The following is a 20830-nucleotide window of genomic DNA, read 5'->3' as shown; positions in this document are numbered from 1 at the left end:
CTCCTACACACAGCCGGACGCAGGCTGCGCCAGCTGCTACAGAGGATCAACCTCGGTCTCTCCCCCGCAACATGCTGTCCAGCACCTCATCCCGACGCACCCAACCGTGAAACAACGCCGCCGCCAGATGCAGCAACACGGTCAAAAACAACAGATACGCCAAATACCTGTGAGCCCTGCGCAGGAACGCGAACACTTGCGCATTCGCCGGCAGGATCGACGGTAATTGCAACGAACTGCTGAGCATCACCGGGTCGCCCGCCGCCGAAATCATCGCCCAGCCTAGCAACGGCAAAATCAACATCAAGGCGTACAGCAACACATGCGAGGCTTTAGCCGCCAGCACTTGCCAGCCAGGGAGGTCGGCCGGCAACGGCGGTTGTTGTGTAGAAAAGCGCACCGCCAGACGCACGACCACCAGTAGCAGAATGGCGATCCCCAACGGCTTGTGCAGATGGATCAGCCACTCATGACGCTCGGACACCGAGGCGACCATGCCCGCGCCGATAAACAGCATGGCAATGACCATCAGCGCCATCAGCCAATGCAGCAGCCGCGCCAGCGGTGCGAAGTGGTTCGGTTGGGCGCTCATTGCTTGGCCTCCTGTTTGGCGGCGGGTAACTGGCTGACTTCGCTGGTGCGACGCAGGTAGGAATTGGCGTAACCGGCTGAGCGAGCGGCGAGTAAGGGGTCGTCGGAGCCTTCGATACCGCTGGGTAAAACCAACGGATCGTAATTGATGTCACGGCACTCGCCATTGAGTTGCGGCTGGGTGCTTTCGAGTACCAATGTGCCAGCATTGAGGACTTTGCGGCCGTCGGGCCAGGCCTTGCTGGCGTCGTTGACCGGATCGCCCGGATTGGCCAGCGTGATGTTCAGCTGCCAACGCAAGGGCCCTGCAGAGATACGCTGAACGAGGTCTTTCTCGAGAAAATCACCGCCCTCCGGCGCCGTGGCACCCGCCGTATCCTGAGCTATCGGGGTCATGCTCCAGCGCACGGCCTGGCGTTGCCCGGCGGCATTCACCAGGTAAAACGCATTGATGCTGTTGTAGGTTTCCGTCACGTAGCTGGCCGACGGCTTGGCGGTTTTGATCCAGGCCAGGAAGGGTGCGGCTTCCAGATGCGAGCCGAAAAACGCCGACACGGCCGACGGGTTCGGTTTGCCGGTGGCCGGGTCTGGCGACTGGGCCTGTTGCAATTGGTAGAACGCCTCCGGTGTGCCCACCGGGAACACCGGCATGCTGTTCATCCCGGTGCGCCACTGTTGGCCGTTGGCCTGGGTGAAGCGCAATGCCAGGCTGCGGATCGGCACGCTGTTGTCCGGCGCGTAAGGATTACCGGCAGGCAGTGCAAAACGTCCCACTACTGGGGTCTGCGCCTCGTTGAACACCTGAGCGCTGGAATAACTGCGCGCCTCGCCGCTGCTCTCGAAATGCCCGATCACGCACACGCCCTTGGAGTGGTTACGACGGAATCCAGGGTGCACACCGTTATTGGTCTCCAGCACATTGATCAACTTTTTCGGTGTCAATCGCTGTGGGTCTAAGGTGCCGTTGACGTAGGCAAAAGCCCCGGCAAGTGTGGCGACGACGACGGCAATGCCGGCCAGACGCAACGTCAGGCTCGCAGCACTCAAAGGTGGCCGGGTTGGCGGTGATGATCGATCTACCATGAAAGACTCCAGGGCCATCGGCCACAAGTGAGAAGAACAAGCAGACGAACCCCACAGCGGTTTATTCCATCGCCCGGTATTTATTTTCTCAGGCGTGGAATAACCTCGAATGCCGGGCGTCTTCCTAGTCCAGCGTAGTGACTAGTCAGAACTTCATGAATGATATCGACGAACAATTGAGAGAAATCATTCCCAGATTGCGCCGGTTTGCCGTGTCGTTGACGCGCAATCCCAGCGGCGCCGATGATTTGGTGCAGGCCAGTCTGGAGCGGGCGCTGTCGAGTTGGGGTGACAAACGTCCCGAAGGTGACCTGCGCGCCTGGTTGTTTTCGATTCTTTACCGCCAGTTTCTCGATGCTCACCGGCGCACGCGGCGATACGCGCGAATGCTTGAATTCTTCACCGGGCGTGACGACGCACAGCCGTCGGTGGAGCGTACCGTGATTGCCCAATCGACCCTCAAGGCCTTCGATCAGCTCACCACCGAACAACGCGCGCTGCTGCTCTGGGTGTCGGTGGAAGGCCTGAGCTATAAAGAGGTCGCCGAGATTCTCGACGTCCCGACCGGCACCGTGATGTCCCGCCTGTCACGTGCCCGCCAGGCCTTGCGCCAGTTGAGCGACGGCGAAATCATCAGCCCTTCTCTGCGGATACTCAAATGATCAGCATGCCCCCGAGCGAGCGCGACCTGCATGCCTACGTCGACCATCAACTGAGCGATGCCGACCGACGTCTGGTGGAAACCTTTCTGGCCAGCAACGCGGAGGTTGCCGCGCAAGTGCGCGCCTGGCAGCAGGACGCCCAGCAATTGCGCGCGGCATTGAGCGGTGCTTTGCAACAGCCGGCGAACCCGGAACTTGATCCGGCAGTGATCCGTCAACGCCTGAAACGCCAGTCTCGCCGCCACCTGGCCAGCGCCGCCGTATTACTGATCGCGGTCGGTATCGGCGGGCTCAGCGGTTGGCAGGCCCGAGAAATGACCCTCGTCAGTACCCAGTTACCGATGACCGATGCGATGCAGGCGTACCGACTGTTTGCCCAACAAGGCATTCTGCCGGCGGACTACAAGGTCAGCGATGACGGCGATATGCAGGGCTGGCTCGACCGTTATTTCACTCAGGCCGATCGCTTGCCTGACCTCTCGGGCGCAGGGTTCAAACCAGCCAGCGGGCGCTTGCTCAGCACCGATCAAGGAACGGCGGCGATGGTGGTGTATGAGGATCAGGGCGGGCACAAGATCAGCTTCTACGTCCGCCCGCCGGGACCGAAAAACTTCCTGCTGCCAAGGGGCAGTCGCCGCGATGGTGAATTGCAGGCCGAGTACTGGTCGGGGGGCGGTTACAACTACGCGATGGTCAGCCCGACCGATACACCGGCAGCGCAGATGCTCAAGCAAACAGCGCAGTTCTGACCATCGCCAGGGTGGACAGGGTCAAGGCAGGAGGATGACTTTTTCACCGCTGCCTTGATTCACCTGCGCATATCGCGTCACCCCATCGGCCAACGGTGATTCGAGCAGCCCTTGCGGCATCGGCAACAGGTCCTGATCGAAAAACGTGCCGAACTGATCGAGCATCGCCGCGCAGGCTTGAACGCCGTACAGCAACGAATTGATCCCTACCACCGAACCGCCCTTGCGATACAGGGCCAGGGCCGGCAATTGCACGAGGCCATCCACCGGCGCGGCAATGATTGCGATGCGGCCGAACGCAGCCAGGGCAGCGACCGACGCCGGCAGCCAGAAACCGGTGGTGTCGAAAATCACGTCCGCGCCGTCGGCGTAAACGGCATGCACCTGGTCCCCCAAGTCCTCGGGTTTATCCAGCAGCAGTGTTTGATACCCCTGAGCGTCCAACTCCTTGACCTGCTCCGGCCGCCGCGCCGCCGCCAGGACCTGCGCGCCGCGCACCTTGGCCAACGCCAGCGCCGCGCTGGCGACCGCCCCGCCGCCGATCACCAGCAATCGTGTGCCGACCGTCACCAAACTGCGTTCCAGCGCATCCCACGCCGTGGTGTATGGCACACCGAGGCTGGCAGCCTGGGCGAAGCTCAAATGAGTGGGTTTGCGCGCCACGCCGTTGGCCGGCAGTTTGACGAATTGCGCATGGGAACCGTCGGCGAAAAAACCCAATTCACGGCCGGTACCCCAGACCTCCTGACCGATCAACGCCTGCGGGCCTTCCACGACGACACCGGCAAAATCACGACCGGGAATTCGCGGCAAGGTGGTGTAGGGAAAACGTCCCAACACGTTCTTCACATCGCTGGGGTTGAGCCCGGCGGCCTTGATCTGGACCAACACTTCATCGGTGCCGGCAACGGGGGTGGGAACCTCAACGTAGCGCAGGGCCGAAAGGTCGCCGGTTTTGTCGAACTGCAATGCTTTCATGGGAATGTCCGTCAATTAGGAAAGGGAACCTCAGGAGATCCAGCCAGCCACCAGTTGCCGTCCCATCGGCCAGAGCTTCTCGCCAGCGAGCATGCCCAGCAGACCGATCAGCGCGATAGCTGGCGGTGCGGGGGAGCGAAAATCCAGTGCGCCGTAGAGCAGACCGACGCCCAGGCCGATGACGAGTGAAATGAAGTAGCTCATGGCAGACTCCGTGGGGAACTGAGGTAGGCAATGAGTCTAGAGCGCCGCGACGGCGAGCATCGGCCAAGTACTTCTGAATGTCGGCCAAAACACCGCTCGCAACGCACACCTGTAGCAGCTGGCGAAGCCTGCGTTCGGCTGCGCAGCAGTCGTGAAACCTGCGTACACGATATGACTGAAGCACTGCGCTGCCTGATTTTACGACTGCTGCGCAGCCGAACGCAGGCTCCGCCAGCTGCTACTAGTTTTCGTTATGGCTGGGATAGCTCACGCTGACTCGCGGAGAACTGCGAAGGCGCGACACCCAGCTCCCGGCGGAACATGTCGCTGAAACTGCTCGGCGAATAGCCCAGCTCCCGGGCAATCGCACTGACTGGCACGCCCTGGATCAACTCGGCAACGGCCGTGGCCAATTGCACTTGTCGTCGCCATTCGGCGAAGCCCATGCCTAAACCCTCCTTGAACAACCGCGCCAGCGTGCGCACACTGGCCCCGGCCGTTTCGGCGTGCTGTTCGAAAGAAACATCCAGCGAAGGCGCGGCCATGACCGCCTGGCACAGATTGATCAAGCGCCGGTCGGAATCGTCCGGCAACGGTATTTTCAGCACAGAGCGCTTGGCTCGCCTAAGCTCAAGCAGCGCAAGGCCGACCAGAGCCTCGTAATACGCCGGGTCACCCTCGTCGCCCTGCTCCACCAGCCCGACGATCAATTCACGCAGCAGTCCGCCGACTTCGATCACTTGAACAGTGTCGTCGAGCGTCGCTGCCAATGAAGGCCGCAGATAGATGTTGCGCATCTGCAAGTCCGACACCACGCGAATCCCGTGCGGCACTCCCGGCGGCAGCCATACTGCTCGTTGCGGAGGGACCACCAGCGCCTCATGCGGTGTTTCTACCCACATCACACCGCTCATCGCATACAGCAATTGGCCCCAGACATGCTCGTGGGGTTCGATAAACAGCCCGCGCGGGTAGGTGCGCGCCAGCGGTTGCACAGGCACATCGGTGTCACTCAGGTCGGGGGGTGTGGCAAGGGCCATGGGCAAGGATCATTGGGTTTGGCAGGAATTGCATGGTAACGAGCCACCGGTCCTCTCGCCACTGGCGGTCGCCGTCCGACAACCCGACTGAATTTTCCGCTATACCCGCGATCCCTCTATTACCACAGGGAGGAATACAGGCCATATGAACAACGCAAAACTTTTCGTCATTGAATACACCCTTCATGGCGTACCCAAGTCATTCATTATCCGCCTGGACAAAATGGATAACGCGGAGGCTTGGCATTGGGCAAGTTGCGATGCGGGTGTCGGGCGAATCCCTCGCTTTGGCCGAGAGAAGGTACAAAAGACCAGCAAGCCGCTGGCGGAAAAATTCGGCGTCGAGAATGTTACCTGGCGACCGGCAAACTGAACTGAACTGAACTGAACTGAACTGAACTGAACTGAACTGTAGGAGCGAGCTTGCTCGCGATGGTCTAAAGAGCACCGCGTATAGCCAGTCAATACGCGTTATCGTTAACGACCATCGCGAGCAAGCTCGCTCCTACAACCTACAAATAGCCTGTCAGCCGTGGGCACATTTACAGCCCTTGCTGGAGCATTCCTCTCCGTGTTCGTGGTGCTTGGCGCAACCTTCGCAGCAATAGTGCTTACCGTGGCGCACAATTGGATGTTCGCCCAGTTTGCATGAGCATTTGGGGCAGTCGCAGGTACGGTCGGTCATGGGTCAGACTCCAGTAATGTGGTTGTCCGGTGCGACGGACGCGCACCTTAATATCAGTGTAGATACCGTCTCGTCCCCACCCGATAAAACGATGAAAGGCGAAGAAAAACCGCCAAATGGCGTTTTTTGAGCGTTATCTGCCGCTTTCTTCCTTGCCCTCAGCGCTCGGGTCTACGATTCTTCAAGAACAACGACAACACCTGAGAAATCGCCATGAAAACCGTCGCCCAACTGCTCAAGTTGAAAGATCAGAAGAATCAGGAAGTGCACCAGATCAAACCCGATCACATGGTGCTGGAAGCTCTGATGAAGATGGCCGAGAAGAACGTCGGCGCACTACTGGTGGTGGAGAATGATGAAGTGCTAGGCATCATCAGTGAGCGAGACTACGCGCGCAAACTGGTGTTGCATGGACGCTCTTCGGTAGGCACGCCGGTTCGCGACATCATGGTGTCCCCGGTGATCACCGTGGACACCCATCAAACCGTCGATACTTGCCTGGGCATCATGTCCGATAGACGTCTGCGCCACCTGCCGGTGGTGGAAAACGGCAAATTGCTTGGCCTGCTGTCCATCGGTGACCTGGTCAAGGAAGCCATCGCCGAACAGGCCGAGCTGATTCGTCAGTTGGAGCAGTACATTCGCGGCGAGTGATGCACAAAACACCCCATCACCTTGTGGGAGCAGGCTTGCTCCCACATTGGATTGACAGTGTGCTTCAGGCGGGCCAATGCCGGGCAAAAACCGGTGCCAATATCGGGTGGCGGTCGATTCGCTCAAGCCAGGCGGAAAAACCGGGGCGGGCGTTGCGTAAATGCTCGCGACTGCCGGCCCACCGCGTGATCACTGCCGCCAACACATCCAGCGCCCCCGGTGTCTCATCGCCCAGATACAACTCGCCCGCAAACTGATCGGCAAACACCTCCCAACTCCAATGCAGGCGCGCGCGGGCACCGGCCATGAGGTTCTGCCTGGACGACTCGTCCACTTTGGCCAACCAGCGCTCGGGGTAATCGATGATGCCGATGGCCGAATAGCAATTGCTGACGATGTACACCAGGCCGCGAATCGCCTGATCGCGCTCGGCGGGCAGTGCTGGTAACAACTTCGACTGGGGAAACGTCAGCCCCAGATGAATCAGGATTGCCGCGCTCTCGGTCAGAATGCTGCCGTCGGGCAATTGCAGCGTCGGAATCTGCTTGAGCGGGTTGAGTTTCTCCAGGGTTTGAGCCGTCTCCAGCGACGCTTCAGCATCGATGAAGCGGTAAGGAATCTCGCAGAGTTCAAGGGCCGCTTCAATCGCCGCCGCGCCGGAGTTCTTGTGTCCGTAAAGCTGGTACATAAACACGTCCTTGGGACCACGAAATGGAAAAGATCAAAAGACTGAAACCTGCGCTAACCCCTACCCAAGCGTAGCAATCGGCTGCGCGACGCCTCTAAAGGACAAAGGCACCCGCCAGCTAACCAGTGTAGAAGCCGAAACCGCCCCCACCGTTGCCACCCGACGACCGAACCATCCGGAGCACACTCTCATGAGCTGCCCCTGCTCACCAGGTTGTCGCTGAAGGTGGTTCGGATCGTCTGATCGAAAGCCGCGTTGCATGGATGAGTAGCTTGCAAGCAGCACTCAACGAAAAAGCCCGGCCTAAACAGCCAGCGAAAATTGTAGGAGCGAGCTTGCTCCGGGCGGCGTTCCGACGATGGACTCAAGAGCGCCGCGTTTAGCCAGTAAACACGCATCATCGTTAACGACCATCGCGAGCGAGCTCGCTCCTACACGAAAAACCCGGCCTCATCAGCCGGGTTGTTTTTGCGCGCATTTTTATCGGTTCACCGCGCCATGCACCGCTGATAACGTTCATCGACCCGCTTGGCGAACCATGCCGTGGTGAGTTTGCGGGTGATTTTCGGGCTTTGCAGGACGATCCCCGGCAGTACTGCACGAGGCAATGGCCGGCCTTCGGCCTTTTCGGCCAACTCGAAGACCCGCCGATAGAGTTTGCTGTCCTCGAAATCGAGGCTTTTTCCTTGTTCCAGTTGATCCCGAATCGTCGGATTGCGCATGTCCAGTTGCTTGCCAAGGGTGCGCACCGCCAACTCCGTGGAGCCCGGCATAATCGAGTCATAGCGGATCAAATCACCGTCCAGCGCGAGCGGTATGCCCGACGCCCGACTCACTGCGCTCTGAAACGCAGCATTACGGCTGGCGTACCAGCCGGCGTTGAAATCGGCAAAACGATAAAGCGGCTGGCTATAGCTCACCGGATAGCCGAGTAAATGGGCGATGCCGAAATACAGGCCGCCGCGCCGCGTAAACACTTCATGACGGATCGAACCCTCTACCGGATACGGATAATCCTTTGCGTGCTGCTCGGCAAACTCAATGCTGACCTGCATCGGCCCGGCGGTGTGCACCGGATTGAACCCCCCGAACAGCGTCTGGCCCATGGGCACCATGCCAATAAAGTCATCAAAAATCGCACTGAGCTCTTTTTCGCTTCGCGCCGCACTCAGTCGATCGCTGTAGCTTTTGCCGTTGGGTGAACGCACCTGCAATGCGCCGCTCACCAGCAGGCCGGGAATGTGAGCTTTGGCGGCCCGGCGGTCGATCTCGTCGCGAGCAATTTTGCCCAGCCCCGGCACCACTGGGTCCACCTCAAACGTGGACTCTTGCTCGGCGACTGCCAATACCGAGCACAGGTTTTGCGTGGTCAGTGAGAGGTTCTGGGCGGCAAATGCCGCATAAATGTCCGTGGCCCAGCCTTGGCGATCGACAGTCTTGGCGGGCAACAGGCGCACGATCTGCGCCTTGACCTCGTCGGGCTTGCGCACCACTGCTTCCTGAGGACGCTGAGTGCCGCAACCGGCCAGAACCAACAGCGTGGCAACACTCATGAACAATCGATTGGTTTGCATGTTGCTCCATCAAATCCAATTAACCGGGGTCACCCTACGTTCAATGGCATGACGCAGGCTATGACTGCTGATGGTCAGCGGATGTTCCAGAAAGGCCTTTTTCCGTTGGGCAGTCAGCCTGGCCGTCCTCTGCGAGTGAACCATACTTGCTCCACAAACCGAGGAGGTCCGGCGCATGAACCGTAGCGACGTATTGATCATCGGCGCCGGCCCGACCGGGCTGGTGCTGGCGCTATGGCTGAACAAACTGGGGATCCGCGTGCGGATTATCGACAAGACGTCGACCGCCGGCACCACGTCCCGGGCGCTGGCCGTCCAGGCGCGGACGCTGGAACTCTACCGTCAGCTCGACCTCAGCGATGCCATTGTGCGCGACGGTCATCGAGTGGCAGCAGCCAATTTCTGGGTCAAGGGCGAACCCGTGGCGCGTTTGCCGCTCACCCGCATCGGCGAGGGCCTGACGCCCTACGCGTTCCTCGAGATGTTTCCCCAGGACGAGCACGAACGACTACTGATAGACCGCCTTGAAGCCTTTGGCATCAGGGTCGAGCGCAACACTGAACTGGAAAGTTTCGAGGAAACCGGCGACGGTGTCACCGCCCATCTGCGTCTGCCCGATGGCCAGCAGGAAACCTGCCAGGCCTGTTATCTCGCCGGTTGTGACGGTGCCCGGTCGATTGTACGCAAGACCCTCGACACGGGATTTCCAGGCGGCACCTACCAGCAGATTTTCTACGTGGCGGATGTGCAAGCCAGCGGCCCGGCGTTCAATGGCGAACTGCACGTGGACCTCGATGAAGCCGATTTTCTCGCGGTGTTTCCATTGGCGGGTGAAGGTCGCGCGCGGCTGATCGGCACCGTGCGCGATGAACGTGCCGAGCATGCCGAAACCCTGCGTTTCGAAGACGTCAGCAGTCGCGCGATCGAGCATATGAAGGTGCAAATCGAACAGGTGAACTGGTTCTCCACCTACCGGGTGCATCATCGGGTGGCGGATCACTTTCGCACCGGGCGCGCGTTTCTGTTGGGCGATGCTGCGCATGTCCACAGCCCGGCGGGTGGCCAGGGCATGAACACCGGAATCGGCGATGCCATCAACCTGGCGTGGAAGCTCGCAGCCGTATTGAGCGGTGGTGCCGAGGCCAAACTGCTCGACACCTACGAAACCGAGCGCATCGCTTTTGCGCGTAAACTGGTGGCGACCACTGACCGGGTATTCAGTTTCGTCACCGCCGAAGGCCGCTTGGCCGATGTTCTGCGCACTCGCCTGGCACCGTTCGTGATTCCCAAATTGGCCTCGTTCGAGACGACCCGCGAGTTCCTGTTTCGCATGGTGTCGCAGGTCACCCTGAATTATCGCGCGATGCCCTTGAGCAACGGCGTTGCCGGGCATGTTCATGGCGGTGATCGATTGCCTTGGGCGCACGACGGTGAGGGCGACAATTTCGAGTCGCTGAAGTGCCTGACCTGGCAGGTGCATGTGTATGGCGACACCAGCGACGAAATGATCGCCTGGTGCGTCGAGCATCATTTGCCGCTGCACGTGTTTGACTGGCGGCCGGCGTTTGATGCAGCAGGCCTGGGGCGTAACGGGTTTTATCTGTTACGGCCGGATACGTACGTGGCCATTGCCGAAACGTGCTCGGACCCGAAAGTGATCGAGCGGTATTTCCGGGCACACGGCATCAGGCCGTTTTTTGGCAAATCCTGAGGTCACCGCATCACCGTGTAGGAGCGAGCTTGCTCCGGGCGGCGATCCGACGATAAACTCGAAGGCAGCGCATTTTTCCAGACAATACGCGTCATCGTTGACGTCCATCGCGAGCAAGCTCGCTCCTACAAGGTTCTTTAGATCCCGGCCAACGCCAGGTCCATCGCAAAGTAGGTAAAGATCAAATCCGCCCCTGCCCGCTTGATCGCGCCAAGGCTCTCGCGCACCACACGATCCTCATCGATCGCCCCTGCCTGCGCGGCGAACTTGATCATCGCGTACTCGCCGCTCACCTGATACGCCGACAGCGGCAAACGCGACACTTCACGAATGTCGCGGATGATGTCCAGGTACGCACCGGCCGGTTTAACCATCAGCGCATCGGCGCCTTCCTGCTCGTCCAGCAGTGACTCGCGCACGGCTTCGCGGCGGTTCATCGGGTTCATCTGATAGCTTTTGCGGTCGCCCTTGAGCGCACTGCCGCCGGCCTCACGAAACGGACCGTAAAGCGCCGAGGCGAATTTGGTCGAATAGGCCATGATCGCGGTCTGGCTGAAACCGGCGTCATCGAGCGCTCGGCGAATCGCCTGTACCTGGCCATCCATGGCCGCCGACGGGGCAATCACGTCAGCACCGGCACGGGCGGCGGCCACGGCTTGTTTGCCGAGGTTGATCAGGGTCTGGTCATTGTCGACTTCGTGATGATGCAGCACGCCACAATGGCCGTGGTCGGTGTACTCACAGAAACACGTGTCGGACATCACAATCATCTCCGGCACCGCGTCCTTGGCGATGCGCGACATGCGCGACACCAGCCCGTTGTCGCTCCAGGTGTCGCTGCCGTTGCTGTCCAGATGATGGGACACACCGAACGTCATCACCGACTTGATACCGGCCCGGGCATAACGCTCGATCTCACCGGCCAGTTTCGACTCTGGAATGCGCGCCACGCCAGGCATGCTCTTGATTGGTACGAAATCGTCAATTTCCTCTTCGACGAAAATCGGCAAGACCAGGTCGTTCAGACTGAACTCGGTTTCCTGGAACAGGCTGCGCAGGCTCGCATTGCGGCGCAAACGGCGTGGACGTGCTTCGGGGAACTGACTGGACATGAAATTTCCTGAAAACGGGGGACAAGACGAAAGTCGTAGGGGGCGAAGCTTATGCCCTGTGCGGTGTAGGGTACAAACCTGAGGCGCGGAATAGCCCCTTACCGAATTGGCAATAATCGATACAAACATTCGTAGCGGCTCTGCGTCCGACTGTGTAGGAGCGAGCTTGCTCGCGACGGACGTCAACGATCACGCGTGCGATCTGGATAACCGCGTTGCTCTTACATTTCTCGCGAGCAAGCTCGCTCCTACACGGTCGAACGCAGGCTCGGCAGCTGCTACAAGGTTAATGTGCCGGTAATGCACGTCAACACAGAACCGCCGATCCAGATCTCATCACCCACCTGATCGACCTGAATTCGCCCGGCGCGGCCCATGGTCAGGCCCTGACTGACGACGTAGGACGCCGGCGCCAACCCTTCGCTGAGCAGCCATTGGGCGATCCCGGCGTTCAAGCTGCCTGTGGCTGGGTCTTCCGGCATGCCGTCGCCGGAGATAAACGCCCGCACTTCGAATTGCGCGTCATCGCCATCGCGTGCGGCATCCCACGGTGCAATCACACCCACAGCGAGGCCCAGCATTTGCAAATGATCCGGCTGCAAGTCGAGTACCTGATGCCGATCCTCGACCATCACCGCCAGCCAGCCGGCGCCGTTATCGACCCATTGCGCCCGGACGATGGCGCCCGGCTCCAGCCGCAACCCACGGCGCACGCGCTCTAGCACGTCAGGCTCCACCGGCCCGGTTCTGATCAATGGCGGCGCAAGAAAGGCCAACTCCGTGCCTTGGCGACGAACACGCACCAGGCCGACGCCGCACTCCTGAATGATCTCTTCACCCTTGGGCACGCCACCGGCTTCCAGCCACGCGTGGCAAGTGCCCAAGGTCGGGTGCCCGGCGAAGGGCAACTCGTTCAGGGTCGTGAAGATGCGCACCCGGTAGTCGGCCCGGGGATCACGCGGTTCGAGCACGAAGGTGGTTTCACTGAGGTTGGTCCAGCTGGCGAACGCCGCCATGCGCTCATCGCTGAGCTCATCGGCGCCGAACACCACCGCCAGCGGATTGCCCTTGAGCGCAACGCGGCTGAAAACATCGACTTGCTTGAAATGGTAGGTACTCATGGCCGTCCCTGGTCCTGATCAAATGGAATCGTTTGGCTTGGGGATTTCCAGCCCACGCTTCACCGCAGGTCGTGCCAGGAAGCGTTCCAGCACCCGCGTGACATTGGGGAAATTCTGAATACCCACCAGGTCGCCGGCCTCATAGAAGCCGATCAAGTTGCGCACCCACGGAAAGGTCGCAATGTCGGCGATGGTGTAGCGCTCGCCCATGATCCAGTCGCGACCTTGCAGGCGGCCATCAAGAACGCTCAACAACCTTTTACTTTCATCGACGTAACGGTCACGGGGACGTTTGTCCTCGTAGTCCTTGCCGGCGAATTTGTTGAAGAATCCGAGCTGGCCGAACATCGGCCCGATCCCCCCCATCTGAAACATCAGCCACTGGATCGTCTCGTAACGGGCCGCCGACTCCTGGGCCAATAGTTGCCCGCTCTTGTCGGCGAGGTAAATCAGAATCGCCCCGGACTCGAACAGTGCCAGGGGTTGGTCGCCTGGGCCATGAGGGTCAAGGATGGCCGGGATCTTGTTGTTGGGGTTCAGCGACAGAAACTCGGGAGACAGTTGATCGTTGGTGTCGAAACCTACGCGATGCGGTTCGTAGGGCAGACCGATCTCCTCGAGCATGATCGAGACTTTGACGCCGTTGGGGGTCGGCAGGGAGTACAGCTGAATCCACTCCGGGTACTGGGCCGGCCATTTTTGGGTGATAGGGAACGCAGACAGATCGGTCATGGGAGGAATCCACGAAGAGATTAAGAGTGACGATCATAATGGGAGTGGCTGAAGGCTGCGATCTTTTGGCGTTATCGACAGGCCTGATGAACAATCTCAAAAAAATCCCAGCCTTTGTCAGCGCGCCAAATTGTACGGTGTCGATAAAATCAGCAACATCCTGTCGTAAACCTCTGCTCCACCCCGTTCAAGGTTGTCGGTACATTGCTGCAAACTCCGCGGAATCGAACCCAACGGGCTTCAGCAAACGCTGATTACTGCCCTTTGGGAAACTGACCAGGAGGTCGCGGTGTAAAAAGGTTTGTCAGCCTTAATCGAATGCGCTTAAGAACTCTAAATTCAATGATGAACCCTTTGAAATTCGTCCCACGCTTCAAACATCGCGCGTATGTTGTCCTGGCCGCCCTATTGGCGGCCAGCGCGCTTTTCCTGTTGCTGGAATACAGTAAAGGTCGCAACCAACCGGCAGACGGCACCCAGACGCTGGTATTCCTGCGCCACGCGGAAAAACCCGCTGAGGGCCTGGGCCAGCTCAATTGCCAGGGATTGAATCGCGCCATCGACCTGGCCACCTTGCTGCCGGAAAAATTCGGCAAGGCCCATTACGTGTTCGCGGCCAACCCGACACGCAATGTCGAAGAAGGTGAACGGGACAATTCCTACAGTTACCTCCGGCCCTTGATGACCATCAACCCCAGCGCGATCAAGCTCGGGTTGCCGGTGAACATCAGTTTCTCGGCCAACGACACCAGCGACCTTGCCGAGGAGCTGCTGCAGGACAAGTATCACAATTCGGTCATCTACACCGCGTGGTCCCACGGCTATTTGCCGGAGCTGCTCAACAAGGTCGCCGGGGAAGCTGTCGGCGAGAAACAAATCATCACCGACGACTGGGCGTCCAGTGACTACGACTCGCTGTACGTGCTCACCCTGACGTGGCGCAACGGCAAAGCCAGTCTGGTCAGCCACAGCTACAAACAGGGTCTGGATAATGGTTCGAAGGTGTGTCCGACATAAGTGTTGGGGGCTGGGCTATCCTGTACGCATCTCCCCCCTCACAAGCGAAACCTCTCAATGTCACTATCAAGCGCAGCTGTCCCCGCCAGGGGTTGGTCGTTCTGGTGGAAACCCGCCCTGTTTATCCTGGTGGCCTGCATCGGCCTCTACTACGTCAAATGGTCGCCTTATTACGCGAAAGCGTTCCTCGCGGCTGACAACCACAGCATCGGCGCCTCAATTCTCAACGATGCACAAACCGCTCCCCTGACCGCAGCGCTGACCTACGCCAAGGTATATTTCCTGGCAATCTGGAAAGCGGCCGTGCTGGCGGTGATCCTCGGTTCTCTCCTGCAAGTACTGATCCCGCGAGACTGGTTGCTGCGCCTGTTTGGCCAAGCCGGTTTTGCGTCGACCCTGCGTGGCGGTCTGTTTGCCCTGCCGGGGATGATGTGCTCGTGCTGCGCCGCACCGGTGGCCGCCGGCATGCGCCGTTCGAATGTATCGGTCGGCGCGGCGCTGGCGTTCTGGATCGGCAACCCGGTGCTCAACCCTGCCACCCTGGTGTTCATGGGCTTCGTGTTGGGTTGGGGTTTCACGGCGTTGCGTCTGGTGGCGGGGATTGTTCTGGTGTTTGGCGTGTCGATAATCGCTCAGCGCATCGCCGGCCCTGAGGTGTTGCCGGAGGCGGCTGTCGAAGCGGTGGCCGACGCCAGCGAAAAGGATACGCAACCGTTCCTGACCCGCTGGGGCCGGACATTGTGGCAATTATTCTGGAGCACCATCCCTATCTACATCCTGGCAGTCCTGGTACTGGGCGCCGTGCGGGTCTGGGTGTTCCCGCACATTGATGGCGCCATGGCCAACGGCCTGTTGTGGCTGGTGCCGCTGGCGATCATCGGCACGCTGTTTGTGATCCCCACCGCCGCCGAGATCCCCATCGTGCAAACCATGATGACTCTGGGCATGGGCATCGCCCCGGCGGTCGCGCTGTTGATGACCCTGCCGAGCATCAGCCTGCCGTCACTGCTGATGCTGCGCAAGGATTTCGATGCCAAGGTGCTGGTGAGCGTGGCGTTGATGACCATGGTGATTGGTGTGGTCAGCGGGGTGATCGGGGCTGCTCTGCTTTAAGTTTTATTGTGGCTGTAAGGGCCCCATCGCGAGCAGGCTCGCTCCCACATTGGATCTGTGTGGCACTGAGATTTAATGTGGGAGCGAGCCTGCTCGCGATAGGGCCAGCAAAAACAACATCACCCTCGCTGACTACCACGCTCCCGAAGGTACTCAAGAACAGCACCCCGCTCCCCGGAAAACTCGATCCGAGAACCCTTCTTCTCCCGTTGGAACGCATACATCGGGTCGTAATACTCGCGGAGTAACCCTTCAATCCAGCCCCGGTGCAGGTCCACCGCCCCGCTGCTCGCCTGTTCCGCCAGCGCGTCTTCCATCAAAATCAGCATCCGCCGATGACGTTCGCCGCCCAGTCGTTTTTGAACATTGTTCAGACTCGCCAACAAACGCTCGGAAAACAGCGAGAAGCCTTCATCGCCATAGACGCCAATAAACTCGGCACACAAGTCCACCACGTAGTCGCGCAAGATTCTCTCGACTCGCCCTTCCAGGCTGTCTTCAAGCCAGACCATCGGAAACTGCTGCATGCCCTGGAACAGTGGCAGCGGCAAGGCGCAACTGCCGACCATGCGACTCTCGTCTTCCAGTACAAACTGTTCAATGCCGTGGTTGCGCTTCTTCAGCACGTCCACCGCCAGCCGGTTTTCAAAGTCGATGTTGGACGGTTGGCCCGTCGCGCGTTTGCCGAAACTGGAGCCTCGATGATTGGCGTGACCTTCAAGGTCCAGCCCGTTGCTCAATTGCGTGAGCACTTCGGTCTTGCCGGTGCCGGTCATGCCACCCAGCAACACGAAATCGCATTGGGCAACTGCCTGATCGATCGTCTCCAGCAAGAACGTCCGCATGGCCTTATAGCCGCCGCCGACCCGCGGGTAGTCGATACCTGCCTCGTCCTTGAGCCACTGCTGGACGATCTGCGAGCGCAACCCGCCGCGAAAACAATACAAATAACCCTCAGGATGCGCTCGGGCAAAATCGGCCCAGGCCTGAATGCGCCCGGCCTTGATTTCCCCCGACACCAACTGATGCCCCAGCGTAATGGCCGCTTGCTGACCGTGCTGTTTGTAACAGGTGCCAACCCTTTGTCGCTCCAGATCGTTCATGAGCGGCAGATTAATCACGCCGGGGAATGCGCCTTTATGAAACTCGACGGGTGCGCGGGCATCCATCATCGGCCGATCATTGAGAAAGATATCGCGATAATCGGTGAACTCGATGGACATCAGAACACCTCAACCGCATGGCTCTGTCGCTCAATCAATTCGCCGATCGGCGCCAGGGTCAGCCCCAACTCGGCGGCCACCTTGAGGAACTGCTCGTTGCCTCCAGGGGTGACGGCGACCAGCAGCCCACCGCTGGTCTGTGGATCGCAAAGCACACGTTTATGCAGTTCCTGTAGACGACCGACCTTGCTCGCGTAGCTGTCAAAATTGCGCAGCGTCCCGCCCGGAACGCAACCCTGGTCGAGGTAATACTCGACACCCGGCAGGCGCGGCACACGGTCATACTCGATGCGGGCAGACAAGTTGCTGCCGTCGGCCATTTCCACCAGGTGGCCGAGCAAGCCGAAACCGGTGACATCGGTCATCGCGGTCACGCACTCGAGCTTGCCGAAGCGGCTGCCCGGTTTGTTCAGCGTACACATCCAGTCGCGGGCCAGGCCGATGTCGGCCTGGCGCAATTTGCCCTTTTTCTCGGCGGTGGTGAGGATGCCTATTCCCAGGGGTTTGGTGAGGTAAAGCAGGCAACCGGCCGTGGCGGTGTCATTGCGTTTCATGTGGCGCTTTTCCACCAGCCCGGTGACCGCCAGACCGAAAATCGGCTCCGGTGCATCGATCGAGTGCCCGCCGGCCAACGGTATGCCTGCTTCGTCGCAGACCGAACGTCCACCGCGAATGACTTCACGGGCAATCTCCGGGGCCAGCACATTGACCGGCCAGCCGAGAATAGCGATCGCCATCAACGGATCACCGCCCATGGCGTAGATATCACTGATTGCATTGGTGGCCGCGATGCGGCCGAAATCGAACGGGTCATCGACGATTGGCATGAAAAAGTCGGTGGTCGAGACGACACCACGTTCTTCATCAATGGAATAGACTGCCGCGTCATCGCGGGAGGCGTTGCCCACCCAGAGTTTCGGATCAAGGTTCTGTGCCCCGCTGCCGGCCAAAATCACCTCCAGCACCTGGGGAGAAATCTTGCAGCCACAACCTGCACCGTGGCTGTATTGGGTCAGGCGGATCGGCTCGTTCATGGAGGCACCTCGTGTAGTCAAGGTGACCGATTCTAGCAGAGCCTGGCTGCGCGAACCGCTTAGCGCCCTCAAGCCGCGATCTTTTGCGCCGCACACACTGCCCGCAGTGGTCGGGTTATTCCGCCTTTGGTTACACTACGCCGCCGCAGCTCGGGGAGCTTGCCTGAAGATTACGGGGGTGACATCACAGTGGCCGCTCGACCGCCCAAACGATCGCGATTCGCACCGCGCTGGTCCGCGCTCCGTCGTCTCTTCGGCACAGCTTGCGCTGCCACCGCCAGCGGCACCGAGTCCGCTCGCGTCATCCACGACTACTTCCGCCACAAAGCCCACTCCCAGGGATACACCCTCAGTCATAGCCAACAGCGCGTGATTGACTGCATGGCGCAGCACGCCTCGGTGTTGATGGGCACGTCAACGAAGACGCTTCCCGGCCTTTACCTGCATGGGGCCGTAGGTCGTGGCAAGAGCTGGCTGCTCGACGGTTTTTTCCAGGCCATCCCGCTCGCGGAAAAACAGCGCCTGCACTTTCATGAATTTTTCGCCCAACTGCACCAGGGCATGTTCCGTCATCGCGATCAACCGGATCCGCTGGCAACCACCCTTGATGAACAGCTGCTCGATTGCCGGGTGCTGTGTTTCGACGAATTTCATGTCCATGACATCGGCGATGCGATGCTTATCACTCGGCTGTTCAAAGCCTTGTTCCGCCGAGGCATCCTGCTGCTGGTCACGTCCAACTATCCGCCGGAAGGCTTGTTGCCCAACCCGCTCTACCATGCGCGCTTCAAGCCGGTGATCGACCTGATCAACCTGCGAATGCAGGTCATGGAAGTCGGCGGCCCGCACGACTACCGTAGCCAGGTCAGAACCCACGCCGAGCAGTTGTTCACCCGAGGCCATTACGTCTGGCCGGCCACGGTGGCGCAGCGTCAGGCCTTGAGCCTGCCTGAACCTGTGTTGCCCGCCATCGAACTGGCCGTCGGGACACGGCATATTCAAGCTCGATACTGCGAGGGGCGGACCCTCGGCATTACCTTCAGCCATGTGTGCGACCACCCGACGGCGGTGATGGATTATCTGGAGCTGTGCCGGCGTTTTGATCACTGGATCATCTTTGATTTGCCCAACCTCGCCGATTGTTCGATCGCCGCCCAGCAGCGCTTCATCAATCTGATTGATGTTTTGTACGATCAGGACAAGCATTTGATTGTGCTCGGACAGCGATCCCTACGCGAAAGCCTGGGCGGGGATGCCATCGACCTGGCGCGCACGCGTAGCCGGCTGGGGCAGTTGGTCGAGGTCCGGGATCCGGGATGAACGGCAGCTTTGCAGTGTTGCAGCCGACCTCATCGCGAGCAGGCTCGCTCCCACAGGTGTCCGCATCCGCCCAGACAACCCGGTCAACTGTGGGAGCGAGCCTGCTCGCGATGACGGCATGACAGACAACTCATCTTTCCCGTTATCATGTCGCCCATTTCGGGCCGTTCGAGCCCTCTTCCCGATAAGAAGTGAATTTATTCATGGATACCCTCGCACAACTGCGCGCCGGCACACTGACGGGCGCTACCCGCCTGGACCTCGTTTGCGGACTGACGGAGTTCCCTCGGGAAATCTTCGACCTGGCGGACTCGCTGGAGGTGCTCAACCTCAGTGGCAATGCCCTGAGCAGCCTGCCGGACGATCTGCATCGCTTGACCCGTTTGCGCGTGCTGTTCTGCTCGGACAATCTGTTCACCGAACTGCCCGCCTGTTTGGGCCAATGCACCGCGCTGTCGATGATCGCCTTCAAAGCCAACCGCATCGCAAAAGTGCCGGCTGCCGCCCTGCCGCCATTACTGCGCTGGCTGATCCTCACTGATAACTGCATCACTGAGCTGCCAACCGAGCTGGGTGAACGCCCGCACCTGCAAAAACTCATGCTGGCCGGTAACCGCTTGCAGCGCTTGCCCGAAAGCTTGCGTCACTGCCATCGACTCGAATTGATCCGCATCGCCGCCAACCAGTTGACCGAGCTACCCGAGTGGTTGCTGTCCCTGCCGAGCCTGACCTGGCTGGCCTACGCGGGTAACCCGCTGGAAACCGAAGCCGATGCGGCCGCCCTTGAAGCGACGGCGAGCATCCCTTGGTCGCAGCTGCGCCTGGAACAGCAACTGGGCGAAGGCGCGTCGGGGGTGATTCATCGGGCGACGTGGGATCGACCGGGGCAGTCGGCCGTGCAGGTCGCGGTCAAACTCTACAAAGGCGAAATGACCAGCGACGGCTCGCCGTTGCACGAAATGAACGCGTGCATTACCGCCGGCCTCCACCCGAATCTGATTCGGGTCGAAGGAAGGATTGTCGAGCATCCACTTGCCCAGGCCGGGCTGGTGATGCAACTGATCGATCCGAGCTACCGCAACCTCGCCAGTCTGCCAAGCCTGGCGTCTTGCACTCGGGACATCTATGCCAACGACACCCGTTTCAGTGCTGGCGTGGCATTGCGAATCGCCAATGGCATTGCCTCGGTGGCCGAACACCTTCATCAACAGGGCATCACCCACGGTGATCTCTATGGCCACAATATTCTGTGGCACGAGTCAGGTGATTGCTTGCTGGGGGACTTTGGTGCAGCGTCTTTCCACGCCACTTCAGACAGCCTGGAGAGCCGTGCATTGCAACGGATCGAAGTGCGAGCGTTTGGTGTGTTGCTGGGGGAATTGCTGGAGCGGATCGACTCGGGGCTGAGCGATGAAGGTCGTTTGCAGCTGGAGGCGTTGCAGCAGCGATGCTGTCAGCCGGATGTGCTGGCGCGGCCGGGGTTCAGCGAGATAGTGCAAGCACTTGATATCCAGTGACCGCTTCGCGGTCAATCGCGAG

At 59.9% G+C, this 20830-nt stretch carries 22 protein-coding genes; 9 read left to right on the top strand and 13 right to left on the bottom strand.

Going from position 1 to position 20830, the window contains the following annotated elements; all coding sequences use genetic code 11:
* Positions 1-46: 46 nt before the first annotated feature.
* Together AC1MDT_RS02660 and AC1MDT_RS02655 are read right to left on the bottom strand one after the other, a co-directional pair.
* Complete coding sequence (locus tag AC1MDT_RS02660) at positions 47-592, bottom strand: cytochrome b (RefSeq protein WP_480420566.1); 546 nt, start codon at positions 590-592, stop codon at positions 47-49.
* Positions 589-1674 carry a catalase family peroxidase gene (locus AC1MDT_RS02655; protein ID WP_480420565.1) on the bottom strand — a complete coding sequence of 362 codons (1086 nt, stop codon included), beginning with the start codon at positions 1672-1674 and terminating at the stop codon, positions 589-591. The genes AC1MDT_RS02660 and AC1MDT_RS02655 overlap by 4 nt, the downstream gene beginning before the upstream one ends.
* A gap of 155 nt (positions 1675-1829) precedes the next feature.
* On the opposite strand from AC1MDT_RS02655, the gene AC1MDT_RS02650 reads away from it, so the two are divergent.
* Positions 1830-2336: an RNA polymerase sigma factor gene (locus AC1MDT_RS02650; protein ID WP_480420564.1), complete on the top strand. Its 507-nt coding sequence runs from the start codon at positions 1830-1832 to the stop codon at positions 2334-2336.
* Complete coding sequence (locus AC1MDT_RS02645) at positions 2333-3085, top strand: anti-sigma factor family protein (RefSeq protein ID WP_480420563.1); 753 nt, start codon at positions 2333-2335, stop codon at positions 3083-3085. Before AC1MDT_RS02650 ends, AC1MDT_RS02645 begins: the two co-directional genes overlap by 4 nt.
* Positions 3086-3106: 21 nt before the next feature.
* Here AC1MDT_RS02645 and AC1MDT_RS02640 read toward each other — a convergent pair whose 3' ends face one another.
* From AC1MDT_RS02640 to AC1MDT_RS02630, 3 genes are all read right to left on the bottom strand, one after another.
* Positions 3107-4063 carry a quinone oxidoreductase family protein gene (locus tag AC1MDT_RS02640; protein ID WP_480420562.1) on the bottom strand — a complete coding sequence of 319 codons (957 nt, stop codon included), beginning with the start codon at positions 4061-4063 and terminating at the stop codon, positions 3107-3109.
* Between the two features lie 30 nt (positions 4064-4093).
* Positions 4094-4267: a DUF1427 family protein gene (locus tag AC1MDT_RS02635; protein WP_192304656.1), complete on the bottom strand. Its 174-nt coding sequence runs from the start codon at positions 4265-4267 to the stop codon at positions 4094-4096.
* Between the two features lie 251 nt (positions 4268-4518).
* On the bottom strand, positions 4519-5307 hold the full coding sequence (locus tag AC1MDT_RS02630; RefSeq protein ID WP_480420561.1) for an AraC family transcriptional regulator: 789 nt from the start codon (positions 5305-5307) through the stop codon (positions 4519-4521).
* A gap of 145 nt (positions 5308-5452) precedes the next feature.
* Between AC1MDT_RS02630 and AC1MDT_RS02625 the strand changes: the two genes are divergently transcribed.
* Entirely contained in the window at positions 5453-5680 is a 228-nt protein-coding gene (locus AC1MDT_RS02625; protein ID WP_157712600.1) for a DUF6555 family protein, read from the top strand.
* A 153-nt stretch (positions 5681-5833) separates the two neighbouring features.
* Here AC1MDT_RS02625 and AC1MDT_RS02620 read toward each other — a convergent pair whose 3' ends face one another.
* Positions 5834-5992: a metallothionein gene (locus AC1MDT_RS02620; RefSeq protein WP_201117945.1), complete on the bottom strand. Its 159-nt coding sequence runs from the start codon at positions 5990-5992 to the stop codon at positions 5834-5836.
* Between the two features lie 213 nt (positions 5993-6205).
* On the opposite strand from AC1MDT_RS02620, the gene AC1MDT_RS02615 reads away from it, so the two are divergent.
* Positions 6206-6646: a CBS domain-containing protein gene (locus tag AC1MDT_RS02615; protein WP_201117947.1), complete on the top strand. Its 441-nt coding sequence runs from the start codon at positions 6206-6208 to the stop codon at positions 6644-6646.
* Positions 6647-6710: 64 nt separating this feature from the next.
* Here the strand turns inward: AC1MDT_RS02615 and AC1MDT_RS02610 are convergent, their stop codons facing one another.
* Complete coding sequence (locus tag AC1MDT_RS02610; protein ID WP_480420560.1) at positions 6711-7334, bottom strand: glutathione S-transferase N-terminal domain-containing protein; 624 nt, start codon at positions 7332-7334, stop codon at positions 6711-6713.
* Positions 7335-7822: 488 nt separating this feature from the next.
* Positions 7823-8908 (bottom strand): DUF1615 domain-containing protein, encoded by a 1086-nt coding sequence (locus AC1MDT_RS02605; protein WP_480420559.1) that lies wholly within the window; start codon positions 8906-8908, stop codon positions 7823-7825.
* A gap of 175 nt (positions 8909-9083) precedes the next feature.
* Between AC1MDT_RS02605 and AC1MDT_RS02600 the strand changes: the two genes are divergently transcribed.
* Positions 9084-10619, top strand: a complete 1536-nt coding sequence (locus AC1MDT_RS02600) for an FAD-dependent oxidoreductase (protein WP_480420558.1) — start codon at positions 9084-9086, stop codon at positions 10617-10619.
* A 137-nt stretch (positions 10620-10756) separates the two neighbouring features.
* On the opposite strand, the gene hemB is transcribed toward AC1MDT_RS02600, so the two are convergent.
* The 3 genes from hemB to AC1MDT_RS02585 all read right to left on the bottom strand — a co-directional run bounded on the left by hemB (position 10757) and on the right by AC1MDT_RS02585 (position 13584).
* Entirely contained in the window at positions 10757-11731 is a 975-nt protein-coding gene (hemB, locus tag AC1MDT_RS02595) for a porphobilinogen synthase (protein WP_480420557.1), read from the bottom strand.
* 278 nt (positions 11732-12009) lie between these two features.
* Positions 12010-12852, bottom strand: coding sequence for a PhzF family phenazine biosynthesis protein (locus tag AC1MDT_RS02590; protein WP_480420556.1), 843 nt, complete (start codon positions 12850-12852; stop codon positions 12010-12012).
* Between the two features lie 18 nt (positions 12853-12870).
* On the bottom strand, positions 12871-13584 hold the full coding sequence (locus AC1MDT_RS02585; protein WP_480420555.1) for a glutathione S-transferase family protein: 714 nt from the start codon (positions 13582-13584) through the stop codon (positions 12871-12873).
* A gap of 342 nt (positions 13585-13926) precedes the next feature.
* On the opposite strand from AC1MDT_RS02585, the gene AC1MDT_RS02580 reads away from it, so the two are divergent.
* Together AC1MDT_RS02580 and AC1MDT_RS02575 are read left to right on the top strand one after the other, a co-directional pair.
* A complete protein-coding gene (locus tag AC1MDT_RS02580) occupies positions 13927-14601 on the top strand; it encodes a histidine phosphatase family protein (protein ID WP_480420554.1) in 675 nt (224 codons plus the stop codon).
* A 57-nt stretch (positions 14602-14658) separates the two neighbouring features.
* Positions 14659-15714 (top strand): permease, encoded by a 1056-nt coding sequence (locus tag AC1MDT_RS02575; RefSeq protein ID WP_480420553.1) that lies wholly within the window; start codon positions 14659-14661, stop codon positions 15712-15714.
* Between the two features lie 119 nt (positions 15715-15833).
* Here the strand turns inward: AC1MDT_RS02575 and mnmH are convergent, their stop codons facing one another.
* A complete protein-coding gene (gene mnmH, locus AC1MDT_RS02570; RefSeq protein WP_480420552.1) occupies positions 15834-16937 on the bottom strand; it encodes a tRNA 2-selenouridine(34) synthase MnmH in 1104 nt (367 codons plus the stop codon).
* Positions 16937-17971 carry a selenide, water dikinase SelD gene (gene selD / locus AC1MDT_RS02565; protein ID WP_480420551.1) on the bottom strand — a complete coding sequence of 345 codons (1035 nt, stop codon included), beginning with the start codon at positions 17969-17971 and terminating at the stop codon, positions 16937-16939. Before selD ends, mnmH begins: the two co-directional genes overlap by 1 nt.
* Positions 17972-18160: 189 nt before the next feature.
* On the opposite strand from selD, the gene zapE reads away from it, so the two are divergent.
* Positions 18161-19291, top strand: a complete 1131-nt coding sequence (gene zapE / locus AC1MDT_RS02560) for a cell division protein ZapE (RefSeq protein WP_480420550.1) — start codon at positions 18161-18163, stop codon at positions 19289-19291.
* Between the two features lie 203 nt (positions 19292-19494).
* Positions 19495-20808, top strand: coding sequence for a leucine-rich repeat-containing protein kinase family protein (locus tag AC1MDT_RS02555; protein WP_480420549.1), 1314 nt, complete (start codon positions 19495-19497; stop codon positions 20806-20808).
* Positions 20809-20830 lie beyond the last annotated feature (22 nt).

The organism is Pseudomonas sp. ASL7 (assembly GCF_056680375.1).
This window is presented reverse-complemented; position numbering and strand designations above follow the sequence as displayed.